The 6,964-nt window shown below is 44.6% G+C and carries 4 protein-coding genes; all 4 read right to left on the bottom strand.

Going from position 1 to position 6,964, the window contains the following annotated elements; all coding sequences use genetic code 11:
- Positions 1-298: 298 nt before the first annotated feature.
- Positions 299-3,688, bottom strand: coding sequence for an amidohydrolase family protein (locus C900_RS19275; RefSeq protein WP_040497138.1), 3,390 nt, complete (start codon positions 3,686-3,688; stop codon positions 299-301).
- Between the two features lie 212 nt (positions 3,689-3,900).
- Positions 3,901-5,511 carry an MBL fold metallo-hydrolase gene (locus tag C900_RS19270; protein WP_009581849.1) on the bottom strand — a complete coding sequence of 537 codons (1,611 nt, stop codon included), beginning with the start codon at positions 5,509-5,511 and terminating at the stop codon, positions 3,901-3,903.
- 62 nt (positions 5,512-5,573) lie between these two features.
- Positions 5,574-6,722, bottom strand: a complete 1,149-nt coding sequence (locus C900_RS30685) for a VOC family protein (protein ID WP_009581848.1) — start codon at positions 6,720-6,722, stop codon at positions 5,574-5,576.
- Complete coding sequence (locus C900_RS19260) at positions 6,698-6,925, bottom strand: hypothetical protein (RefSeq protein ID WP_009581847.1); 228 nt, start codon at positions 6,923-6,925, stop codon at positions 6,698-6,700. Before C900_RS19260 ends, C900_RS30685 begins: the two co-directional genes overlap by 25 nt.
- Positions 6,926-6,964: the final 39 nt, after the last annotated feature.

Here is a 6,964-nt window from a genome sequence, read left to right as displayed (position 1 = left end):
TTGTGATTTGTCATCGCAGGCATTGAAATTTAGCCATTTACTCACAGTCTTGACTCTTTTTGTTATCCCGAATGCTTTAATGCTTTCGGGAACAAAAAAATAAGACATGAGCTATGAAAAAATCAAAATAGCCACAAAGTTATACGCTGAGCAATGTAATTAAAACTTGTCATTGGTAGGAATAAAGAATCTTACTAAGTTTCAAGGATACAATTAAAACTTGGAAAAATCCTTACTCTCGTTAGAATGACTGTGTTTTTATATCGAACTCACATTACTTAAGCTGTCATTACATCTATTACCTCGGTATTCCCGGAACACCATTAGGTTCCATCTGATGCCAATCAAAGGCAGGAGCCTTTTTTTGATCAGGATATACTTCATCTAAATTATTAGCATCATATAGACGTCCGTTTTTCATCACCATTTTAATGGTGTTGGTATTTCTTATGTTTTCAAGTGGATTTTTATCGAGAATGATCAGATCAGCCAGTTTTCCTGCTTCGATGGAGCCCAGGTCATTTTCAAGGCCCAAAGCTGTCGCGCCATGAATAGTAGCCACCTTTAGGGCATTATGCTCTGACAAACCTCCGGATTGCATAGACCACAGCTCCCAATGATAGCCGAGGCCCTGAAGCTGGCCATGAGAACCTACCCCTGCCAAGCCTCCGGCAGCCACCAGGTCCTTTACAAACACCGCATGATCCTCGAACACATACTCTTCCTTCATAAACCACCCGGCATTTCTTCTTCTCGATTTTTGATCAAGCTCCGATTTAGGGGTAAAAAAGTTCAGCTTTTCATCTCTCTGTACGTTTTCTGTGGCATAATAATAATTTTCAGCCCATGGACCTCCATAAGACACCAGCAAAGTAGGAGTATAGGCCGTTCGTGACTTACTTACAAAGTCTATGACGTCTTTATATAATGGATAGATGGGGAAGCTATGCTCATGGCCCGGATATCCATCAATAATTTGCGTCATGTCCAACTTGAAATTAAGGGCTCCTTCTGTGGTGGGCATCAATTCCTGCTCTTTGGCAGCCATAATTACCCACTGCCTCTGCTGTCGGTTACCCACCACATACATCTTTATGGTCTTGGTGTTGTAGTATTTGGAATATTGCTTCAGTATATCACGCGCCTGATCCAGGTCGTTGATGTTGTAGGCCCAGAATCCCACACCGGGACCGGTAGAGTAAACTCTTGGTCCATACATCTCGCCCGCGTCCACCATGTCGGCATAGGTAAGCACATCAGTAGTCCCTGTTTGTGGATCTCGTGTTGTGGTCACGCCATAGGCCAGGTTAGCCGCATAGATCCAAACCTGGTTTTTGTGGATTCCCCAGGCCGGCCACATGTGCGCATGGGTATCCACCAGGCCGGGTATAATCGTCTTGCCAGCCATATCCATCTTCTTCATTTTCCCATCAACATTTATTGTTCCGGCTGCCGCCACCTTTGTGATCCGGTTGTTGTCAATAAGAATGTCCCCGGCATCTATAATTTCATCCCCCTTCATGGTAATGATGCGCGCATTTTGAAGGAGTAGGCTTCCCTGAGGCACATCCCTTTCGACCTGTACTTTAACGGCTACCTCCCTTGGCTCATAACCCTCTTCCTTTTTGTCTTCTTTGCTATCCGGTTCCTCATTCTCGCTATCCTTACCTTCCTCATTTTTCTTTTCCTCCTCTTCCTTTTTCCTTTTCGCCAGTTCTGCTTCCCGGGCTTTGGCTTCCTCGAGGTTATGGCTAAAATAACCATTTCCTATAGCCCAGCTTACTGTCTTGGCATCGGCACTCCAACTGGCAAACTCTCCACCTATCTTCGTTAGCTTTCTGGCGGGGAAGGCAGCATTTTCCGGCTTGGCAACGGCAATTTTCACTACTTCAGCCCCGATCTGCGGAACAGTGATGGTGTAAATTTCATTATGTATCAGTGCCAGCGCCTGATCACCCTCCGGTGCCATAAGCACAAGGGAGGCATCAGAAGGCTTTTGTGCCGGTTCCGAAGCATTCTCCGCTAGTATGTGGTGTCCTAATTCATCGTATTCAAAACCATAAGTCGTAATTCCTGTTACCTTTACCAGCTCTTTCTCATCTGTACCATCCCATCGGATGGACACCAGGCCTTTGCTGCCACTGTACAGGTAAATTCTGTCCTCTGATTTGACAAAATGTGGCGCCCCTCTGCCTTTGGCCTTATCAATGAAATGCGTAGCTCCACCATTGGCAGAAATCCAATACAGATCATCCTGCGCTTTAAAAGATACAGGACCCGTGCCATTCATATAGCTTTGCCTGGTTCCCCTTAGAAAAACAATTCGATCTCCGGTAAACGACCATGCCGGTTCGGTATACACGGCCGGGTTTTCAGTCAGTCGTATGGGTTTTACCTTCCCTTTGGTATTTATTTTAAAGATATGTCCTCCATCACGGTCATTCCAGGTTACATAGGCCAGATAGTTGCCATCCGGACTCCAGGTAGGCATGGCTTCGGTATCCTGTGAAGTGGTCAGCCTCCTGGGCTCTCCATCGGGAAGGTCCATGACATACAGCTTGTTTAAAGCAGTAAAGGCGATTTTATTACCATCTGGCGAAGGCTTTACATCCCGGATCTGAGTAACCGTCATCATTTTGTCATCAGAAACAGGATAGTTAAACTTCAATTCAGGCCCTACCTCCAATTGGATATCTACCTCAAAAGGAATATTGACCGCCTCTCCTCCTGCTACAGGTATACTATAAATTTTTCCTCCGTATGATGCTACAAGATTTTTACTATCGGGAGTAAACGACATAGCAGGCAGCACTCCCAAGGGGGCAATTGACTCCTGCTCATCTCTTTGCACAGGATAAGCCAGCCATTTTTCATCCCCTGTTCTTAGATTTCGTGCTATCAATCCGGTTTCCGTATTGTGTCTGCTGCCATATACCAGCCAACGACCATCGGGCGACAAAGTAGGAGCAAAAGCAGAACCATACCTGGAAGTGACTGTTGCACTCTCACCGGTCTTACGATCATAGATCGCCAGTTGATACTGGGGTAAGCTGGCGTTATAGCTCCAGGCGTTTTCTCTTTTGGAATACCAGATATACCTGCCATCAGGGCTAAAAACAGGCTCTACTGTTTTCAGGTTGTCAGGTTTGTCGATGATCTGGGCTCCGGAACCTCCGTCAACATGGTAAATATGTAATTTCAGGTTGCGCTTTCCTTGCGATGCCACTACATATTTGCCATCTGGAGCCCAATCCCCTGATTGGAAAGTAGTGTTATTTCCCTTGGTAATTAGTTTCGTTTCCTTTGATTCCAGGTCTATTGTCCAGAGATTATCGCCCCCGCTCCTGTCTGATACAAAAAGTATGGTTTTGCCATCCGGGCTAAACTTAGGGTGGGAGTCAAAGGCCATACCCTCGGTCAGCCGCTCTGCCTTTCCCCCCGCGATCGGAAGGAGGTAAATATCCCCCAGCATATCAAATGCTATTGTCTTCCCATCAGGACTGACATCCAGCGAGATCCAGGATCCCTCATTGGTTTTGATTGGAATTTTTCTTGCGGCCTCCAGCGGAAGCTCCTTTTTCTTAATATCCTCTTTCTTTACGGTGTCTGCAACCGCTACGCTGTCTTGCTGGGCATAAAGAGATCCAAACAGCAAAAAGCAGACAATACCACTCATTAATTTTTTCATTTGCATAATCAATTTGCTTTTCAACAAGGCGAGTCTTGTTCACCGATTGTGGCAAGTTGTGAGTATTTACATACCGGGTAACGGACGCCCCTGTACCGCTATTAACGAATATATATTTTATTCCAAAATAGAAAAATGAAGTATCATAGCTCCCACAAATTACATGAGTGGTTAGCCATCAGACATACCTATGGCAACTGCCGGAGCCGGACTCATTCTACATTGACCATATCATAAAAAAGCTCCTTTTCTCCAAACAGCCTTTCTGCCACTATTCCCCTCCCTCTGCATTCCTCCACGAGAGCATTGGATTGAACAATCGGATTGGACTCTGCCGTATATTTAATGCTACTGATAAATTCCACCCATGGTTCCTGCCCCATGGCATATACATAAACCTCCCTGGGATGGAAAATATCTACCAGATGCATCCCTTTCTCACGATCAGAACCAGACAGCCTCCTCGACTGGTCATGATCACGCCCCAGCTCTTCCAGCAGCAATGGACCGTAAAGCCACGAAAGCGGAGCGCCATCACATTCCATTCCCAGGAAAATAACATCTACGTCACCAACAAACTGATGGACATGCCTGTATAATTCCGCCTCCACAACTCTGGAATCAGCCATAAAGAGAAAGGTAAAATCGTTGTAAGCTACGTGATAGCATGCTTTAGCCTTGATATTCAGATCACTATGCTCTCCTGTAAAAGGCAGGCCAGTGATGGTACAGTTTCCAAATTTTACCTCCTCCATTTCATCTATTTCAATGACATTGTTAAAGCCTATATTATTAAACATCAGCTTCAGGTTCGGGTCCTGGAGATCGCCACTGGTAGTTCGCGGCACAATAATATTTTTGATCTTATGTCGTAGGGGTAGCAGCGTCTCGAATAAAATGTGGTCCTGATGGTTATGCGTTATCAACACGTAGTCAATCTCATCGGGTATATCGATATCAGAAAAATGTTCTACGCTGGATTCGTAGCCATAGTAGCTGATCAGGGGGTCCACAAGTATGCTTATGTCTTCACTTTCTAACAATATACAGGCATGGCCAAAATATCTCATTCTCACTTTATCTCCTTCGTACTTTCTGTATGAAGGGTGTTCCTGCCTGGTAAAGAACGTATCAAATAGTGCTCTGTCTTCTTCTTTGACACCAAGGAGATGCGCTATCTCTTCAACAGACCCGGGATATCTTTTCATTCTGCTTAGCTTATCTATTCCGGGATGGCTAAAAGGAATACGGAGATTAAGAACATGAGGCTCTTCCAAACGGGGCGTGCTAAGACAGAAAGGGCGCTCATCATTATTAGTGACCCAAAGGGCAAGGCCCTGTGAAGAGGGATCATAAAATTCACTTTTATACAATAGCGACTCATATAGCCTGAAAGAAGGCCGGTTATTCAAATCGTAGGTAAGCTCCACGTATCCTTTGAGTATATCAGGCACCTTTTTATATAACGCCTCTAATGAATAGCCATGCTCATGTCGCTTTAAGATAGCATCTAGTTCGGTAATGGCCTTTGCCAGTTCAATTAACTTTGACTGGTTGGCAACGGTATCTTCCTTTAACCTTTTCACATCCTCCACACGGTTCCGGGAGTAGTCCATAAAAGGGCCTCCAAGCATTTTGGGGCTTCTAACCGCTGCTTCATGTATGTGGGGGGCCTGTATATAAGACGTCATGATCTTCAAATGCCTGCCCACCACATTCATCGCTGCTGTTGCCGGAGAAATGATGTGTGTCCAGGCATACCAGTTTTCTACAAGTGGTTCCATGACCACATTAGGTTTCAGGTACCAGTTATTATCTTTCATATAAAAATTGCTGTTTTAAACTTGTCTGTATACTATCGCTTTTGCTTCTATTGGTTGGGGCTCTATGCTTCGTTAGCTACTTTCATTATCTCCTTTTCCTCTGCTTTCTTCAGGATATTGATGTTTTTTAAGGCAAAGCCGGAGTAACCATTTACCCGTTGCACTATTTCATAAATAAAGAAAGGTCTGTCGCTGATAGGCTTGATAAATTTCTGAAGCAAATAGCTATCTCCTTCCTTATCTATAAGAATTCCATATTGCTGCAGTTTATCAATATCATAGCCTCTAAACTCTTCGCGCTCACGCAGGATGTCGTAGTAACTTGGTGGAAAAGAGATAAATTCTACATCTCCCTTTATTAACGTCTCCACCGTGGCGATCATGTCGCTGGTTTCAAAAGCTAAATGATGAATGCCTGGCCCATATTTATTAATATTTTCCTGGACCTTCGATTTTTTCTCGACAACTTCAGGTTCAGCCATAACAAATGTCATGTTTTTATCTGCTGACTGGCTGATCTTAAGGATCATTCCCGTCTTATTTTGCTCATCACGCTCTATGCTTTGCACCAGTTGTGTGCCAATGGTTTGACTCAGGTAGTTGGTCCAATAGTCAGTTTCATTCACTCTCACCTCACTGGCGATATGGTCTATTGACAAAAGCCCTGCGGAGTGTGTAGTACTCGCATCTTTAAGTGGTTTATAACCGGGCTTGAAATGTCCCCGATAGGAGTGCCTGTTGATAAAAGTGATCTCATTGTGCTCGTAAAGTTTAATAGAGGCTTCCTCCACCTGCCCCAGTTCATCCTCTGTAGTTACAGGTAGTTGTACCGGAATGGCTCCATTTTGTATGCTTTTGTCAAATGCCTCCTGAACAGAATCCACTGCCAGGGCTACCCGCTTCACTCCGCAGTAATTTTGTGCTATGAAAGAAAGTACTTCGGGGGCGGGTTGGTGGTTCACCTCCCTAACATCTACAATACACTCCTGAACAAGAGCAGGCAATTTTAAAATAGCATTTTCAATTTCTTCTTTTTCCAGCCGGTAGCCTCTAAAGCTCAGTTGGTCGTCCTTGCGCCCAAGAAAGATCAAGTCCCCATCAATATTCCACCTGCCCAAGTCACCAGAGCGGTAGAGCCTCTGGCTGTCATAATAAACGAAAGCTTTGTCTGTAAGCTCTTTTCTATTCAGGTATTGACTTGCAAGCCCCATACCTGCAATGCAAATTTCTCCTGTTGCTCCGGGAGGTAGTATGTTGAGCCCATCAGGGTGCGCACAACAGCCTCTCTGAAAAGCGTGATGTCGACATCTCCTTTTATTTCAACAAAGCCGCCAATATTGTATTTTGCTGAAGCAGGAACAAATTTCTGATCTATCCAAATATATTTTTGGAGAGTGGAGGTTGGTTTTAGCATTAGGTTAGGTTAGGGCAAAGTCCTTCTGTTACACTTTCA

Origin of the sequence: Fulvivirga imtechensis AK7 (assembly GCF_000331535.1) — a bacterium.
Classification (GTDB): Bacteria; Bacteroidota; Bacteroidia; order Cytophagales; family Cyclobacteriaceae; genus Fulvivirga; species Fulvivirga imtechensis.
Note: the sequence above shows the minus strand (reverse complement) of the source record. Positions and strands in the feature narration are given on the sequence as shown.

Bases quoted from the DNA above. Each gene is read 5' to 3' on its own strand.
- C900_RS30685 (WP_009581848.1), bottom strand. From the start codon at position 6,722: ATGGGGCTTGCAAGTCAATACCTGAATAGAAAAGAGCTTACAGACAAA.
- C900_RS19270 (WP_009581849.1), bottom strand. From the start codon at position 5,511: ATGAAAGATAATAACTGGTACCTGAAACCTAATGTGGTCATGGAACCA.
- C900_RS19260 (WP_009581847.1), bottom strand. From the start codon at position 6,925: ATGCTAAAACCAACCTCCACTCTCCAAAAATATATTTGGATAGATCAG.
- C900_RS19275 (WP_040497138.1), bottom strand. From the start codon at position 3,688: ATGAAAAAATTAATGAGTGGTATTGTCTGCTTTTTGCTGTTTGGATCT.